Raw genomic sequence first — 16,495 nt, forward strand, 5'->3', positions numbered from 1 at the left:
CGAACGCAACCGCAAAAAAGCTCTAAACCCTTATAAAATCAGTCAGTCGATTTGAAATTTTCGATTTTCGATTTTCGATTTACTTGCAGCGCAGTGATTCACCGGAGCCCGAAGTGGAGTCTAAAATTTTGATTTTTCCGAAAAACCGGGTTTTTTGAATAAGATCGTGTCCGATCGATTGACATATAAGTCCTAAATCTACAATCGACTGACTCTCGATCGCGATCGTAAATTGTGCAGCTTGCCTGAGAATGCTAAAAGATAAGAAGTATGATTCCTTACGGGATAGCTAAGTGCTATCGCACAGGCTTCGCCAACGCACGCGCGTAAATTTACCAACACCTGCAGATCGAAGCCTATGGCTGACATTAATCGATGCTACGAAATCCTCGAAATTGAGCCTGGAGCTTCCTTAGAAGAAATTAAACGCGCCTACAGGGATTTAGCGTTTGTGTGGCATCCCGATCGGTTGGCCCACAACGATCGCCTGCAACAAAAAGCTGAACAAAGATTAACAGAAATTAATCAAGCTTACGAAGAATTGGTGTTGTTTCTGAGTCAGCCGGAATCGAGGTCGATCGACAAACCGTTTCAGCAGCCACAGCCGCCGCCCCCTCGGCCGCCGGAAAAGCCGCTGAGAAGGCGTTCGGGATCGGCCCGCAGGTCTGGTTCCCAGCGCCGTCAAACCCGCCCCAAAACCTCGTCCCAAAAATTTCCAACTCAAAACAACTCTTCTAGCAACAAACGAGTTACCGCTAAAAATCGGGAAGCGTCGCGGACAAGAAAGCCATTGGGGCGCAGCGCGGCGAGAAAAGCGCGCCCATCTCAAAACTATCGAAACTTTACGCGGAAAAACAAAAAAGAGTTTCCGACTCAATACTCCAAGCCGCAGGCGTCTCAAAGCAGTTTAACTTTTCCTTGGGGCCCGCTGGCGATCGCCGTAGCGAGTTACGCTGTGACGGGCTGCATTTTGACAACATATCAGGCCCCCCTGTGGATGTGGATTTTAATCTGGGGTGCGGATTGGCTGTGGGCCGCGATTTTGCTGGCGGAGGGCTCGGCTACGCCTAAAGTGTGGCTGGCGGCGCTGGTTTTGGCTGGGGCGGTGGGGGGGTCGATCGCCGGTTTTCAGGCGGGAGGAATGGTAACGGGGGCTGTCTGGGCGGCAATTGGCGCTGGTTTGGGGGCGATCGCCAGTTCCGAGGCCGAGTCTCGGACAGTGGCTTTAGTTGTGGCTGCGGCGGGAGTGGCGACAGTGGTGGGATTGATGGCTGGAACGAATGGGGATTGGTCGAAGGCGTTGGCGGCGGCGGTGAGTTGGGGGTTCGCGGGCTTGGCCTGCGGGCTGCTGGCGGAAGTAGCCGTGAATTCCCGCAGTTCGATCGGGTTATCTGGTGCGATCGGGCTGGCGATTGGGGCGTGGGCGGGGACGCTGGCTGGGGCAGGTTCGGGGGCTTTGACGCAAGCCTTAGAGATTGCTGGATCTAAGAGTGTTTATGGGGCTTTGGCTGCGATCGGGATTGTGGCTGGAGTTGTGGCGCGGATGGTAGCGGGCGAAAGGTCGATCGCCACCGGGCGCGAGCTCTACACGTTTATCCTCTCAGTTGCTACTTCGGGTTTCGGGCTGTGGCTGGGAAGTTGGCTGGTTGGTCGATCGTATTTTTTGAATTAATCATTTACTGGATTTTTGATTGTAGTATTCAGAAGCCAGTCTGTTTTCAAACAGCCACTGTTTGCTTTCAGGGGAATCATCCAGCCAGCGATCGATCAATTCGGCCCATTTGACAGGCAAGCGCAACTCGTACCAGGTTGAGTGAGAAGCGACAGAAATATTGTGATAAAGCGCTGAATCCGAAATTAGATTTTCGATACATTCGGCTAAAGCCTGAGAGTTTCCCGCCTCGAAAATCATGGAATTAATGCCATGCTTCAAGTGGGTTTTAAACATTGGGTGATCCGAAGCTACTATCGGTGTTCTAGTGCGTAAAGCGTGCTGAATTGTCAGAGGAAAGCCTTCGGGATATTCGTGCCTGCTAGTCACTAGCACGATATCGGATTCTCTCATTAAAGGTTCTAAAGTATCAGTTGGCACTATTCCCAGAAATTCTACAGAATCTTTAATTTGCAACTCTTCAACTCGCCGGACAAAAAACTCTTCTTCGCCTTTACCTGCCATTTTTAAGTGAACTGATATATTGCGCTCTTTTAACTTTGGTACAGCTCTTAATATATCGCCAACTCCCTTACTTTGTACTAACGAACCAGCGTAAAAAAGTTTTAAATCTTTTTTGACATCTCCAGGGATTTCTTTCGGCGACAAAGAGCCGGGATTGGTATCTAAGAGAAAGTCCCAAGGAATTATTTTATCGGGTTTTACTCCAATTTCTTTGAACAATAAAGATGAAGTAATGCCGTAAGTCCCAACCCATTCTATTTGCTTGTTATTCAAAAAATTGGCCAGGAAATAGTTGCGCCACTTATCGCGCCAACTTTTTGTTGCAATAGATTCGGCAAATACAGCGATGGTTCTAATTTGATTTTCAATTGCCCAGTTGAAAACGTCTGGAATCGTTGTCCGCATAACTAAATGAGTCGGATTTTGCTCGGCAATTAACTCGATCAATTTTTTGGGATCAACTTTGTGATTAAATCCGCAACCGATCGCCCGCACGCCGTTTTCAAGAACCAGATCCTCAAATTTTGGTGTTCTGCAACAAATAACCGTTACCGACTCGGCTCGTTTTGCCATCTCGGTAACGGCATCAACCGAATATTGTTGAGCGTAGTAGTTTTCACCTTCCCCTCTCGCGAGGCGTTTAAAAGTTTCTGCGTAATCCCCGGCATACTGAACTATGACTAAGCGCATTTTCCTGAACTCTCGTTTTATAGCATTTAGTAGCACTTACAGGGCAAAGGATTGGCGATCGTGTTGATTTCGACGGTTTGGGGTATCGCCGCGATCGCACTGTTAATTGTCTTGTGCCTCAGTCTTATTATAAAGAGTTACGAAAACAGGCACATCAATACAAAGCGGCTGCAGTCGCTTTGTACCGTGAGTTTGGGGCTAATTTTATCTTGATTTTTCTCAGAGCGTGTTGCAGGTAGGATGCGAGAATTAATGCCGGCTCAGCAAGCAGAAATTCTCTCCCCTGCAATTTGATGTCCGAAGTTGCTGCGATCGCTTGCGGCGCTTACTTAGCATATTGGAGGGGATGCCTGCTGAATTTGCCTGTAAAATTCACAAACCTTGACCGTATTGGGTTTGAGGGCGCTCAGTAAGCCAAAGTTTCTAAAGTTTCGCGCAGATAGGAGCGCACCTGTTGGTCAATGGTGGCATTTTGCTGCTGACTATCAAAATTTAGCTCTAGCTGCCAGCGTTGAAACCCTGAACTTGCGCCGATCGCGGATTTGAGGCTGTCCCAGATTTCAGAATCTTCGCACAGTTCGATCGGCTCTGCTGCTTGAGGTTGTGCGATCGGTGAATAATTCGCCATATTGTTATACCTCTGTTTTAATCCCCTGTAGGGATTCAAATCTTACCTTGACTTTCTCTATTATAGATTCTTCTCTAGAAATAGCCAACATACAATATCCACAACCTGCGATTAAAATTTAAATATTAATACTATTAATAATCCCGATCGCAGCAAGGAACCTGACGTATTTTTTTTAACTGCATACATTTCTCAAAACTAAAGTAGCTTAAACTACAATTATCTCAGCTTTTATTTTTAATTTCACTTCCCTTGCGACTGTTGGGGCAAGGAGGTAGCGCCGTTGCTGTCAGCAGGTTGTGGGTTGAGAATACTCTGGGCTGACGAATTTTCAATTGCCGGTGCCGGCTCAGTTGGCTCTCCGGGTGCAGCCTCCGCGACAGTTTTCTCGCCCGCAAAAGTCGGCAAAAGTCGATCGGCTTGCCAAAGTGCGATCGTAAAATCATCCCGAATTTTTTCTAAAACATAAGGCTTTGTCGCTGCCATTTCCGATTCCGGCGCCAGCAAAACCGCCGCGACACTAGCAGACACCTGCAAAAACAAATTGCTAGCTAAAAAAGCAACAACTGCCAACAACAATCCCGCCCACCGCCAGGAAGGAGGAAACGGAGCCACCGAAGCCGCGAGGGGAGCTAAGCGGTATAGCTGCCACAAAATGACTGCCAGCAAAACAGCTACAAAAAAAGCGATCGCTTGATTTAACTTAGTTTTAAACCGAGTCAGAATCTGCTGCTGGGCATTCGTTAACTTCTCCGGTTTCACAGCCGCGACTAAAAGACTAAAAATGTAAAAAGGGCGGAACCACTGCATCCAAAGCACAGGAAAAATACCTGTTACACCCACTAAAAACACTTCTAACCACACAGGGAGTACGGGATAACCCACTGCGAGTCCCAGCAAGCACAGTCCCAGGAAAATCGGCAGTACAGCCGCCCCAGAAAGGTGAATCCACAAGAAAGGCTCTGACCAAAAAGAACGCACTTTAATTAATTATTAGTTATAAATTATGAGTTTTCAATTTTGAGTTTTTACAATCTTGGATGCACTCTTCCCCTAAAAATCTGGTGCGAGGAGTACATATCTAGCGGTAAAAAAGAGGATTTTTCAAATCAATCCGGTTACTTTTTGTAAGTCTTATTTGAGTGGGCGAATTTTAAATTTTAAGTTAAAAACCAAACTTGTGAGTGAAGAGTAGACTTCTTGGACTGATTCACAAACGTATTTTGAAATGAATCTGCCTCGATCTGTGTTTATCCCAATAGCATCTGCGGTCGATCGGCTCGCATTAAATATTTATGCCAGAAATCTAGTTTTGGAGTATTGAGTTGAAGAGAATAGTTTCGAGCGATCGGCAACGAAAGTTACCTGCACTCAAAACTTCTCTTCCAACTCAAAACTCACCGCTCAAAACTATTGAGATAGAGTCCGGCGCTTAGTAACCATGCGGTAGGCTTCAATAATATCGCCTTCGGCCCAGTCGCTAAAGCCGCTCAAGGAAATGCCGCATTCGTAGCCAGTATTGACTTCCTTAGCATCTTCCTTCATCCGCTTGAGCGAGTCGAGGATACCTTCGTAAACGATATTGTTGCCCCGGCGTACCCGCACCTTACAGTTGCGGATGACCTTGCCTTCGAGTACGTAACAGCCAGCGACAGCCCCGCGACCGATCGCAAAGACAGCGCGCACTTCCACCTTACCCAGAGGTTCTTCCACCAGTTCTGGTTCCAGCAGACCTTCCATCGCCCCTTGAATATCATCCAAGAGGTTATAGATGATGCCGTATTCCCGCACGTCTACGCCCGCTTGGTCGGCCGCGAGGCGAGCGCCGGTGGCGAGAGTAGTATTGAACCCGATAATTACAGCATTACTGGCTGCGGCGAGGTCAATATCAGTTTCTGTGATTTCCCCAGGAGCAGACAGCAGCAGTCGGAGTTGAACTTCTTTTTGAGGAAGTTCAGTCAGAGAGCCGACAATTGCTTCGAGGGAGCCTTGGACATCTGCCTTCAAGATCAAGTTGAGTTCCTTGAGAACGCCTTCCTTAGCTTGTTGAGAGAAGCCGCTGAGGCTGATCCGGCCGCCTTGGAGCAGGCGGGAATCTCGTTGGGAAGTAGCTCTTCCGGTGGCGATCGCCGCTGCTTCTTTTTCGTTTCCGAAGACATCAAACTCATCTCCGGCGCGAGGAACTTCCCGCAGCCCCAACACTTCCACCGCAAAGGATGGAGTTGCTTGTTTTACGTGCTTGCCGCGATCGTCGATCATTGCCCGCACCTTACCCAGAGCCGAGCCTGCGACCACAATATCGCCCACTCGCAGAGTGCCGTTCTGCACCAGCAGGGTTGCCACAGGCCCCCGTGCCTTATCGAGGTGAGCTTCAATCACAGTACCCTTAGCCGGTCGGTTCGGGTTAGCGTTGAGGTCTTCCATTTCTGCCACTGTCAGAATCATTTCCAACAGCGTATCCAGGTTTTCTCCCTTAATCGCGCTGACGGGAACCATTGTAATATCGCCGCCCCAGTCATCTGCAACCAAGCCGTACTCAGTGAGCTCTTGCTTCACCCGTTCCGGCTGAGCGCCCTCCTTGTCAACTTTATTAATAGCCACGACAATTGGCACTTTCGCGGCTTTCGCGTGGCTGATCGCTTCAATTGTCTGGGGACGCACGCCATCGTCGGCCGCCACCACCAAGATAGCGATGTCCGTAACCCGCGTTCCCCGAGCCCGCATTGCTGTAAAGGCTTCGTGACCGGGCGTATCCAAAAATACCACCTGCTGGCTGTTGCCTTCGTGTTCCACATCTACGTGGTAAGCGCCGATGTGCTGGGTAATCCCCCCAGCTTCTCCCTGAGCCACCTTTGTTTTGCGGATCGAGTCGAGCAAGGTTGTTTTGCCGTGGTCTACGTGGCCCATAATCGTTACCACTGGCGGACGGCGCTGGAGGTATTCCAAATCTGCTTCATCGATCATCTCGATGACTTTCAGCGCTGGGGCTACTTTTTCTGGAGTTTCTACCTCTACACCCATTTCTTCGGCTACCGTTCTCACCGCTGAAATGTCTAGGGTTTCGGTAATGTTGACCGCAATGCCTCTTGAGAACAACCGTTTAATAATTTCGGTTTCGGGCACGGCCAAAGTAATTGCTAGTTCTTGAACGGTCATCGGTCTGCTCAGCAGCAGCTTTTCTGGACGTTCTACCTTAGCTTCGGCTGTTTTGCCCCGGCTGCCGCGTCCCCCAGAAGAACCAGAAGAACTTTTATCGTGAGAAGGGCCCGGTCTTTTGTTTTTGCCGCTTCCGGGTGCGCCCGGAGTTGGTGTTGACTTTGGTGCTGCCGTGCTCTTGGCTTTAGCTGGGCGGGCTAGGGACAGGCTGACGGTAACTGGTGCCGGCAGATCCAAGCCATTTTCTAAGTCGTCGTCATCGTCATCTATAGGTTTGAGACGGCTGCGCTGCTTGAGTTTGGCAGCTTTAGCAGCTTTGGCAGCATCTGAGTTTTCTTCGTCATCTTCTTCCCAAATGACGGAAGTCTTTTTGGCAGGACGAGGGAGGGAGGGCCTTTCGAGGAGAAGAATCCCGGACTCCGGCGTATTATCTTCTTCGTTCTCATCAGTGTCATCCCCTGCGGCTCCGGTGTCACCGCCCCGGCTGCGGAGTCCGGCGGCTGACGTTGCTGGGGCAAGGCTGCGGCGCGGGCCACCGGGCTGAGGTCGATCGGCCAGTTGAATTTTGACTGGGCCTGCTGCGCCTTCCCGGCGCGGTCTTTGCGCGTCGCGAGATTCCGTACCTCCCGGTGCGGGTCTGCTGGGGCGACTCGGTTTTGCCGGCGCGTCCAGAGTTTGTGCCTGTTGTGATTGCTCTTGCTCGGTTCTGGCAAGTTTGAGTACCGGCTTGTTTCCCAGACTTTGTGGGGTGCGACTGGCCGACTCCGACGCGGCTCTGACTGGCGGCGACGTGAGTTTTGCCTCTGGCGCTGCTGGAGGGGCTGCTGGCTGGCGCTGGCTGCGTTCGGGAGCCTTTCCCGACGACGGCGGTTGAGATGTCGCAGGTGCTGCAGGCGATTGCTCCTGGGCTGTTGTTTCCGGGGCGATCGCACCTCCAGTGTCCGACACTGTTTCCGAAGCAGCCCCCGAGCCAGCGACATTTGGCTTCGACAGCACTGGTCGATTGATATTTGGTTTAGGTGGGGACTGGAGTTGTTGAGATGCGGGGGATTTGGGAGGAACTGCCACGGTTGCCCCTGGCTGGGTGTTTTGCTCCTCGTTGCCCGCAGGCTGGGATGAATCACCAGCCGGTCTTGCTTTTGGACTGCGTATTTCTAAAATTTGCTGCTTTTTTTGTTGGTCGTTAGGGTGAGGGCCAGATTCTCTAGATGGCGCTGCTCCTCTTTCGGGAGGAGCTGGCTTGCCAGGGGAAGAGTGGCTGCTGGCTACGTATTTTTCCGCTGTTTTGCGAATGCGTTCTGCTTCTGATTCTGTAATTGTGCTGCTGTGGCTCTTGACTGAAATATTGAGCCTCTCGCAAACTGCCAAGATGTCTTTATTATCCAAATTTAGTTCCCGTGATAATTCGTAAATTCTTACTTTGCCGTTGTTCATCCACTCTGCCCTCTTTTATGCCAACCAGTTTTTACATTTTGATTCTTTGTTCTAATGACGACATCATTCGCTGTGATTGATTCAGTGTCAGGAATCGGGGTTTTGGTACTCAGCGAGGCAATTTGATCTAAAAGATACAACTGGCCCAAGTCTGCGCTTGGAGAATTCTCAAGTTTTTTTGGGAACGGGGGAACTCTCAAGTCTGATTTTTGGCAACTGCCACTTTCTCAAGCTTCAAAGTTTGCCTTTCCATCTTGAGGATACATCTGCTAGTACCCTACCCTTATCTAATCTGACACAAATCTTTCCAGACTGGTGGGCAGATCGGATTGGGGTTTTAGAGCTGGCGCTACCGCTAATTAATGGTAGGCCCACCCGCGAGGGTTTACACAGTCGAGACCGAACTCTTGTCGGTTTTTCGCCCGGTTGAACCCGTGTCAGATGTACAGTCAAATGTACAGTCAGATGTGGCTAAACGCTGCCAAAGTGTTTGGTACAGTTCGTCAGACACAGGCGCTTTGAGCGATCGCCCAAGTCGATTTTTTTTCTGAGCTGCTTTGAGGCATTCGCTCGCCCGACAAAGGTAAGCGGAACGACCGAGGCCACTATCTAATTGTACCTGATGAGAAGGATAGACCCTGACTACTCGCCAAAAAGCTTCTTTTGGAGCTATTTTTCGACAACTTGCACAACACCGGTAGTTCGGTTTCATTTCTTGTCAGAGGGGTAGAGGGGGAGACTGGGGCAGCGGCAGAGTCGGAGACAAGTCCTCCCGATCTCCCCTGACCAAAGAAGAGTGAATGTCGCAGTTTTTAGACAGGGGCTGCGGTTTCGTCCGTAGCTGCCCGATCTTCTTCCAATTCTGCGGTTTCCGCCTCGCCGTCGAAGCCTGATGCTTCGTCTTCGTCCTCGTAGTAGTCCCCTGCTAGTTCTTCCAGCCTGGTGGCTTCTGCTGCCAATTTGGTGTCTTCAGCGTCGCGATCGTACTTAGCAATATCTTTGATATCGATTTTCCAACCGGTCAGGCGGGCTGCGAGGCGGACGTTCTGACCTTCTTTGCCAATGGCAAGACTCAGTTGGTCTTCAGCGACCAAAATGTGAGCTCGCCTGCCTTCTGGGGCAACCAAACGCACTTCATCTACTCTAGCAGGACTCAGAGCGTTAGCGATATAGGTGGCCGGATCTGGAGACCAGCGGATCACGTCTATTTTTTCGCCGCGCAATTCGTTGACTACTACCTGAATTCGCGATCCCCGCGCTCCGATGCAGGCTCCTACCGGGTCTACATCGCGATCGAGGGTATCTACTGCTATTTTAGTCCGGGGGCCGACGTGGCGGGATGGCGGATTTGCCTCCCTGGCCACGGCGACAATCCTCACTACCCCGTCTTCTATTTCTGGTACTTCGTTAGCAAACAGGTAAACCACCAAACCTGCATCCGCTCTAGAAACAAGTAACTGCGGCCCTCTAGTAGAGCCTTCGCCTACTTTTTTGAGATAAACCTTGAAAGTAGCGTTGGCCCGGTAATTGTCGTTGGGCAACTGTTCGCGCTTGGGGAGTTCGGCATCGACTTCCGGCTGACCGAAACTGCTGGTGACGGCTAAAATTACCGACTGCCTCTCAAACCTCAGCACTCTTGCTTGAAGAACAGTTTCTTCTAAATCTTTGAACTCTTCTTGAATCATTTTGCGCTGTTGGTCGCGCAGTTTTTGAGCGAGAACTTGTTTGGTCTGGATGGCGGCCATGCGACCAAATTCTTTTTGATTTGGTGTTACGTCTACGAGTACGATGCTCCCCGGCTGAGCTTCCGTGGCTACTTCTTGCACTTCCAAAAGTGATATTTCGTGGTCGGGGTTTTCGACTTCTTCGACAATAGTTTTGTTGGCTAAAACACGAAAACCTTCTTGTTCTGCGTCCAGTTCTACATCAAAGTTTTCAAAGTATTCTTCGCTGAAGTGGTCTAGCTTTTGGGTGCGGCGGTAGCGTTCGTATCCTTTGAGCAGGGCTTCTCGCAAAGCTGCTTGGACGGCGTGTTTGGGTAAATTTCGCTCTTTGCTAATACCTTCGACCATTTCTTTTAGTCCGGGCAGGGGAACCATTGACATATAAAACACTCCTTTTTTTCTGTGGCAATGCGTAACTGGCGGTCGGCAATCACTAATTGGTGATTTTTGAAAAAAGTTGATAGGTGATATTTTCTGAGTGACAAAGATAGGATTAGGTAAGGTCGGTGTTGTCACAATTTATTGGTTGTTGCAACTCACCCCGCTGCTCTAGATTTGATTCTTAAAAATTAACTCGCAGCGAAGCATTTTCAGCTTACTGCGAGGCAATCTCAAATCTCAAATCTGGCGGACACTCACAGGCACCGCCCCTACAACTCAAAACTCAAAATTTACCTTTACTGCTCCTTTCCTTCGTCTAGTTCTACTTTGGCAATTTGAGGGCGGGGAATTTTAACCTGTCGCCCTTTTTGATTGAGATAAACCGCTGTTTCATCCCGGCATACCAGTAGTCCTTTCCACTCTTTGATTCGCGAGTCGGGTTCGGTGGCTTTGACTGTCACGGGGAAGCCTTTAAAGGTAATGAATTCTCGATCGCTGCTGAGCAATCGGGATATTCCGGGACTGGAAATCTCTAGCACGTAGGCGTCGGGGATGATGTCGGTTGCGTCTAACTCGGCTTCGAGGGCTGTGCTCATCCGCTGGCAGTCGGCTAAACCGGTGTCTTGCTGCCGGTTGCGGATGTCTACCCGCAAGACGGGAGGATTTTGGTTGGTGTGAAACACTGCTCCCACTACTTCCAATCCCAATGTTTCCGCAACGGGGGTAGCTAAGTCAATGATTTGTGGGATTAGGGGATGAGTCATATCGAATACTAAAGTTAAAACTCCTGAACTCGGAAACGGGCTTGGATAAGTCCTAAACTTGCAAATCTGATGCCCAGAACTCTTTTCCTGCGACTAATGCAACAAAAAAAGTGGGCTTGACCCACTCCTAGGTAAAACAATTTTTTCCAAGAAGTTTGAGAATTTCCTCCGATATCACATTTTGCACTATTGTCAAAAAGTTTTTCAGGGGCGGGATATCGGGCCCACCCCACAAGAAGATTCACTTTTTGACAGAACAGGCCGGACAGCCTGTTCATGACAGAGGTGCAAGCTTTGAGTTCGATCGCAGTTTATCTCAATTCCCAGTTTAGCTCGATCGCCCGCCTGGTGACAAACCGCCTTCGGATCTCGGCGATTCTTGGAGAGAAAGGGAGTAAAGTTAAATTAAAGCCGTCCTTGCAGGACGGGGTTTCTACCCAATTTTATGATGAAAATTTTAAAGTCCGGGAACTGGAAACGCAAAGCCTTATGGATTCCGGTAGCCATCACTGTAATTCTTCTGGGAAATGATCCTTGGGAGGTTTTCCCTTTTGTTCAATACAGACGGATGTACTGTTCCCATGATGCAGTCAAGTCTCCCTATTGCAATTTTTCACTTTTTCGCACCCTAGAGGGGCATCCTACAGTTTCTGCCATTGCGATCGGTGCGGACGGTCAAACTTTGGTCAGTGGGGATCGAGATAAAACAATTAAAGTCTGGGAACTCCAAACAGGAAAGTTGAAAAAAACTCTACGAAGTGATTCAGGTGCAATTAATGCTCTGGCGATCGCTCCTGATGGTAAAACTGTTGTCACTGGTAGTGGCGATCGCATAGTTCGCATTTGGGATATTACCTCCGATCGACCTCCTCAGATACTCAGAGGTCACTCTGGCAGTGTTCTTCATGTTCATATAGCCTCTGATGGAAAGACTGTTATTAGTGTCGCTGACGGTATAGATCGTGAAATCAAAGTCTGGGATATCGCAACGGGTAAGCAAAAAGCAATATTGCCCTATACCCATTTTGATGACATTAGTCCAGATGGCAAAACTGTACTTTTTACTTTACCGAGTAGTAAACTTGTAGCGTGGGATGTAACAACAAACCAGCAACAAGTCCTCCAAAATTTTTTTAGCCCTTCTTCAGACTCAGCACGCATCAGTTTAGATGGACAGACACTGGTTTGTATCAAAAAAACAGGAAAAAGATCTTTCGATGTGGAAGTATCAGATTTAAGAACAGGAAAAATTAAGGCAAAAAAAGGCTTTTCTCGTGAGATATTTAGAATATTTAATAAGACCCTCAGCAGTAATTTTCTAATTGGTATTACCCCGCAGGGACTGACAGTATGGAATCTGCAAACAGCCGAACTAGAAGCAGTTCTGGATGGACAGCCAGAACAAATGAGTCATTTGGTTGTCAGTCCTGATGGCAAACTATTAGCCGGAATTACAAGGGATTCGAGAATTAAAGTGTTACAGCGTCCGTAAAATTGAAATTTCCATCGAGGAATATCCGCTGGTGCAATACCAATTATTCAAAGTTAAGCAACTGTTTCTGAGTGAACTGAGGTTACTTCACCATCTAACGCGGGGTTATCTGTTGCAGTTGTTTAGCTTGCTCTAAAATTTTCTCGAAGTCTTCTTCGCTCAACCGCTGGATGTAGTTAATTTTGAACTCTTCTAGGAAGTCGCACAGCAGCAGTTGTATTTCTTTCCAGGTTTGCTGCTGTTGCAGTTCGGCTCCTAAAGCTTGCCCGAAATGTTGGACTAGCTGGCTTGAGAGTTTGGTACCTACGGGGTCTTCGCTGGCGATTTTAAAGGCTTCGTAGGCATCTTGGGGGCCGAGGGTGACTAATTTTGATAGTTCTGCAACTAATTGCTCTGCTAGCTGTGCGGGGAGGTTTCCCAATCCGGGTACTTGCTTCCATCCTTGATAGAGGGGGGATTGTTTGAGAAATAATTCTATATTGTAGCGGAGGAGGGCTTCTAGGTCTGGCTGGAGTTGGGGCAGGACTTTGTAGACGGTGATTTGCACTAGATGGGTGGCGATCGCTTCTATTTCGTTGATATTGTTGATGTCTAAATATCGTTGTTTTGGGGATTGAAATAGTTGACGGGCTAGTTCGCCTGTGGTAATAGATTGTTGCATCTGGTTGATGAGCTGAATTACTACTACTTCGGTTAATTCTTGGGCGAAGTTGGCGACGAAACCTCGGCTGATTTGGGTGCGTATGGGTTGGAGATCGGGCATTTTGGCTTGGTGGATGCGAATTGTGACGGGCAATACTCGCAACAAGCGCCAGAACGGGAGGAACAGAAAGATGTCGTACCACCGCCAGAGCATGGCCGATCGCCAAGTGACGCTGCGGTGGCGGCGGCTGATGAAGTAGGTGCGGGCTAGAAATTCGATCGCGAATAAAGCCATAAATGGCAGGTCGATTTGCCAGAAGTTGTCGGTAAATTCGCCGTTTTCTCCCATCGTGCGGTAATAGTTGGTGGCGATTAACGGCTTGATTTTGGCATCAAACCAAGTGATTTCTTGTTGCCAGCCTTGTTTGTTTAAATAGTTTTGACTCCAGAATGTTTTGAATGATTGTTTGGCGGAGTCTTGCGGATTCGGGGCGCGATCGCGCATTCGGTCTTTGATTGTTTCTAGGGCGCCGCTTTTTGATGCTACTCGAAAGGGATCTTCGTCGATCATTTTTGCGGTCAGATTGTTGATTTCCTGCAATTTGGCTGCTACTTGGGGAGATTGCAAGCCTGTTTGCACTACTTGAATTTTTAATTCTTCTAAAGTTTCTAGATATTTCTTAGTGTCTCTGTGGGGTTGAATTCCTTTAACTGGGTCGTATATTTTGGTAATAACTGGTAGTTGCCGGAAGTAAAAATCACGCCACGGTATGTAAGTTATGTCAAATAATACTAGACTTAAATTTCCGATGGCGACCAGTGCCATGAACCGCTCGAACCAAGGAATTTTTGCTGATTTTTTGCTGGAGTTGGAATTTTGAGATGGCTGTAGTTTGGGTATCACTGTCAGTTCCTAATTAAGTAGACCGATCGCAATAAATTTAGGTGGTAATAGCTGAAAAAAGACAGCAGCTTCAACTGGCTAATTGTCGATCGCCCAATCCGGGTGCGATCGAGCAAGCTAATATTTATTTTAATGTGGGGACAGTTGGGGAGTTTTGGATGGGTGATTTGGCAGGATTTTGGTAAAATTTTATACTGGGTAAAGATTGAGGTCGATCCTCTTCGAGGGCTTCGCTAACGAACTTGAGGGCGGCGACACCTAGGGTTAGTTTGCTTCTCTCTGGCAATAAAATTATATCTCAGCCAGAATCCTAAGTTTTGTTTTCGCCGTTGCAGAACTAACTGGCTCGGCAATAAATTATTATTTTTGTTGAATCTGCTGGCTGTTTGACCAAGAAATCAAATGTATTGCCGATCGAGGTTTAGAGTTAGATTTGGATTTCGAGTTTGAGGTCAAACCCTCAAGAGAGTTATACTTGCTCAGGGGCAGTCTGGCGAGAGCGTTCCCGAGCGCGACGGTGGCTGCCGCTGTACTAAGGTTCCGGGTCTCACCTCCACAAACACCAACTCGCGATCGGACTCTTGAATAAAATGACACCGTGAGTATAATTTTGTTCGCATTTTTTTTAATATATGACATACTGCCTTAATCTCGATTGCCCAAGAGACAAGCGTCAGAACCCACCAGGCACAAAGTATTGTCTCAACTGTGGTTCTAAGCTGCTGCTAAAAGACCTTTATGCAGCTACTGAGCCGCTGCGCGATGGGGGATTTGGCAGAACTTTTAGAGCTGTAAATCATGGAAAATTTGAGGAATTGTGCGTTATAAAACAGTTGTCGCCGCCTCAAGAATTTCAGAAAAAGCCTGCTCATTTCAAAAAGTATGTTCGACTTTTTGAACAAGAGGCAAGACGGCTTTACGAACTGAAACACCCGCAAATTCCTCAGTTGATTTCTTATTTCGAGGAAGATGGGCGCTTGTATTTGGTGCAAGAGTTTATTGATGGCAATAATTTAAAGGATGAGCTAGCAAAGTATGGTGCTTATAGCGAGACTAAAACGAGGGAACTGCTTTTAGATTTGTTGCCTTTGCTGAGTTTTGTTCACGATCGCAATGTAATTCACCGGGATATTAAGCCTGAGAACGTGATCCGGCGCAATCGCGATCGCAAATTGGTGCTCATAGATTTTGGGGTTTCCAAACAGGTAGTAGCTGAGGCTCCGACCAAAACAGGAACTAAGTTGGGAACTCCCGGCTACGCGGCTCTAGAACAGCGTCACGGTAGGGCTGTTCCTGCTAGTGACCTTTACAGTTTAGGGGTGACTTGCATTCGCTTGCTGACTTCTGTTATGCCTTATTTGGATATCTACGGGGACATTCACGATGACCTTTACGACCCGCTCGAAGGTCGGTGGCTTTGGAGGGAGGCTTTGCCGAAAGGCACAAAGATCGGCCAGGATTTAAGCCAGATTTTGGATAAGTTGATTCAGGAATATGTCAAAGACCGCTATAAGTCTGCTGCGGAAGTTTTGGAAGTTATCAAACCTCCTATTGTTCTCTCAGGGCCCGAAAAGTTGCAGCAGGCAACTGTTCTGAGTCCTTCTGTACCGACTCAGCCTGTGACTGATACTCCGCTAGTTTCTGTGAATTTAGAGTCGGAAAAAGGTATTGATTATTCTGAGTTGGAAAGGCTGCTAATTGCTAAAAAATGGCGGGGTGCGGATCTGGAAACTTCTGTGAAAATGCTGGAGGTGATGCAGCAAGTTTCAAGGGGTTATTTGAGCGAGGAAGATATTAGGAAGTTTCCCGCTAAGGATTTGGAGACGATTGACCAACTTTGGGTTAGGCACAGTCACCGCAGGTTCGGCTTTTCTGTGCAAAAGGGTTTGTGGCTAAAGTCGGGGGGAAAGCCTGGTGTTTATGATGCTACTGTTTGGGAGAAGTTTGGCGATCGGGTGGGGTGGCGGGTTAACGGTGAGTGGATATACTATACTGAATTGAATTTGACTTCTAAGGCAATGCCTGGACATTTGCCGGGAGGGACTGTTTTTGGGTGGGAAGGTGGGGTTTTGGGCGGTGTTTTGGGTTTGGGCGGGATCTGGTTTCTGCTGTCGCGCCGAGATTTGTAGGAAGAAGGAAGTTCGGCAAGGGATTCGATCGGGGATTTAACGGATGGATTTTGAGAATTCAGGGAAGAAAGTCCGAAAGGGAGAAAGGCGCTAAAGGGAGAAATTGGGAAACAATTAACTTATTTATTGCATAAATGTTCGATCGATAAGCCAACCGCAGATGACAGACCGGTGCAACCGACGATTGACGCAGATAATTTCAAGATGTGAGAGGGAAGGAATGCCAGAAGTCTAATGGCAAAGGTGGCAATTATTTAAAGAGTTAACTATTTTTAAATTGTTGGGGGATATTTTATTTGTAAATTAGGTAGGGCTTGCTGAATAATTGATCGCTCTGCTAGTGGTCTGCGATCAATTATTCAGCAAGCCCTAAGT

The 16,495-nt window shown here is 48.2% G+C and carries 12 protein-coding genes; 4 read left to right on the plus strand and 8 right to left on the minus strand.

The annotated features are described in order from the left end of the window. The first annotated feature begins 358 nt into the window (after nucleotides 1–358). Nucleotides 359–1,672 (plus strand): J domain-containing protein, encoded by a 1,314-nt coding sequence (locus WBA89_RS25740; protein ID WP_424410436.1) that lies wholly within the window; start codon nucleotides 359–361, stop codon nucleotides 1,670–1,672. Here WBA89_RS25740 and WBA89_RS25745 read toward each other — a convergent pair whose 3' ends face one another. From WBA89_RS25745 to rimP, 7 genes are all read right to left on the minus strand, one after another. Then, nucleotides 1,673–2,866 carry a glycosyltransferase family 4 protein gene (locus WBA89_RS25745; protein WP_424410438.1) on the minus strand — a complete coding sequence of 398 codons (1,194 nt, stop codon included), beginning with the start codon at nucleotides 2,864–2,866 and terminating at the stop codon, nucleotides 1,673–1,675. A 406-nt stretch (nucleotides 2,867–3,272) separates the two neighbouring features. After that, nucleotides 3,273–3,494, minus strand: a complete 222-nt coding sequence (locus tag WBA89_RS25750; RefSeq protein ID WP_424410439.1) for a hypothetical protein — start codon at nucleotides 3,492–3,494, stop codon at nucleotides 3,273–3,275. A gap of 243 nt (nucleotides 3,495–3,737) precedes the next feature. After that, nucleotides 3,738–4,475 carry a low-complexity tail membrane protein gene (locus WBA89_RS25755; RefSeq protein WP_424410441.1) on the minus strand — a complete coding sequence of 246 codons (738 nt, stop codon included), beginning with the start codon at nucleotides 4,473–4,475 and terminating at the stop codon, nucleotides 3,738–3,740. 429 nt (nucleotides 4,476–4,904) lie between these two features. Then, entirely contained in the window at nucleotides 4,905–8,084 is a 3,180-nt protein-coding gene (gene infB, locus WBA89_RS25760) for a translation initiation factor IF-2 (protein WP_424410442.1), read from the minus strand. Between the two features lie 385 nt (nucleotides 8,085–8,469). Further along, nucleotides 8,470–8,796: a YlxR family protein gene (locus WBA89_RS25765; protein WP_424410444.1), complete on the minus strand. Its 327-nt coding sequence runs from the start codon at nucleotides 8,794–8,796 to the stop codon at nucleotides 8,470–8,472. Nucleotides 8,797–8,896: 100 nt separating this feature from the next. Next, nucleotides 8,897–10,189 (minus strand): transcription termination factor NusA, encoded by a 1,293-nt coding sequence (gene nusA, locus WBA89_RS25770; RefSeq protein WP_424410445.1) that lies wholly within the window; start codon nucleotides 10,187–10,189, stop codon nucleotides 8,897–8,899. Between the two features lie 296 nt (nucleotides 10,190–10,485). Continuing rightward, nucleotides 10,486–10,953, minus strand: coding sequence for a ribosome maturation factor RimP (gene rimP, locus WBA89_RS25775; protein ID WP_424410446.1), 468 nt, complete (start codon nucleotides 10,951–10,953; stop codon nucleotides 10,486–10,488). Nucleotides 10,954–11,398: 445 nt separating this feature from the next. On the opposite strand from rimP, the gene WBA89_RS25780 reads away from it, so the two are divergent. Next, a complete protein-coding gene (locus WBA89_RS25780) occupies nucleotides 11,399–12,445 on the plus strand; it encodes a WD40 repeat domain-containing protein (RefSeq protein WP_424410448.1) in 1,047 nt (348 codons plus the stop codon). Between the two features lie 94 nt (nucleotides 12,446–12,539). Here WBA89_RS25780 and WBA89_RS25785 read toward each other — a convergent pair whose 3' ends face one another. After that, nucleotides 12,540–13,991, minus strand: a complete 1,452-nt coding sequence (locus WBA89_RS25785) for a hypothetical protein (RefSeq protein WP_424410450.1) — start codon at nucleotides 13,989–13,991, stop codon at nucleotides 12,540–12,542. A 41-nt stretch (nucleotides 13,992–14,032) separates the two neighbouring features. Between WBA89_RS25785 and WBA89_RS25790 the strand changes: the two genes are divergently transcribed. Both WBA89_RS25790 and WBA89_RS25795 read left to right on the plus strand, forming a co-directional pair. Beyond that, nucleotides 14,033–14,176 carry a hypothetical protein gene (locus tag WBA89_RS25790; protein WP_424410452.1) on the plus strand — a complete coding sequence of 48 codons (144 nt, stop codon included), beginning with the start codon at nucleotides 14,033–14,035 and terminating at the stop codon, nucleotides 14,174–14,176. 447 nt (nucleotides 14,177–14,623) lie between these two features. Further along, a complete protein-coding gene (locus tag WBA89_RS25795; RefSeq protein ID WP_424410454.1) occupies nucleotides 14,624–16,120 on the plus strand; it encodes a GUN4 domain-containing protein in 1,497 nt (498 codons plus the stop codon). Nucleotides 16,121–16,495: the final 375 nt, after the last annotated feature.

Source organism: Microcoleus sp. (assembly GCF_049646505.1).
Lineage (GTDB): Bacteria > Cyanobacteriota > Cyanobacteriia > Cyanobacteriales > Microcoleaceae > Microcoleus.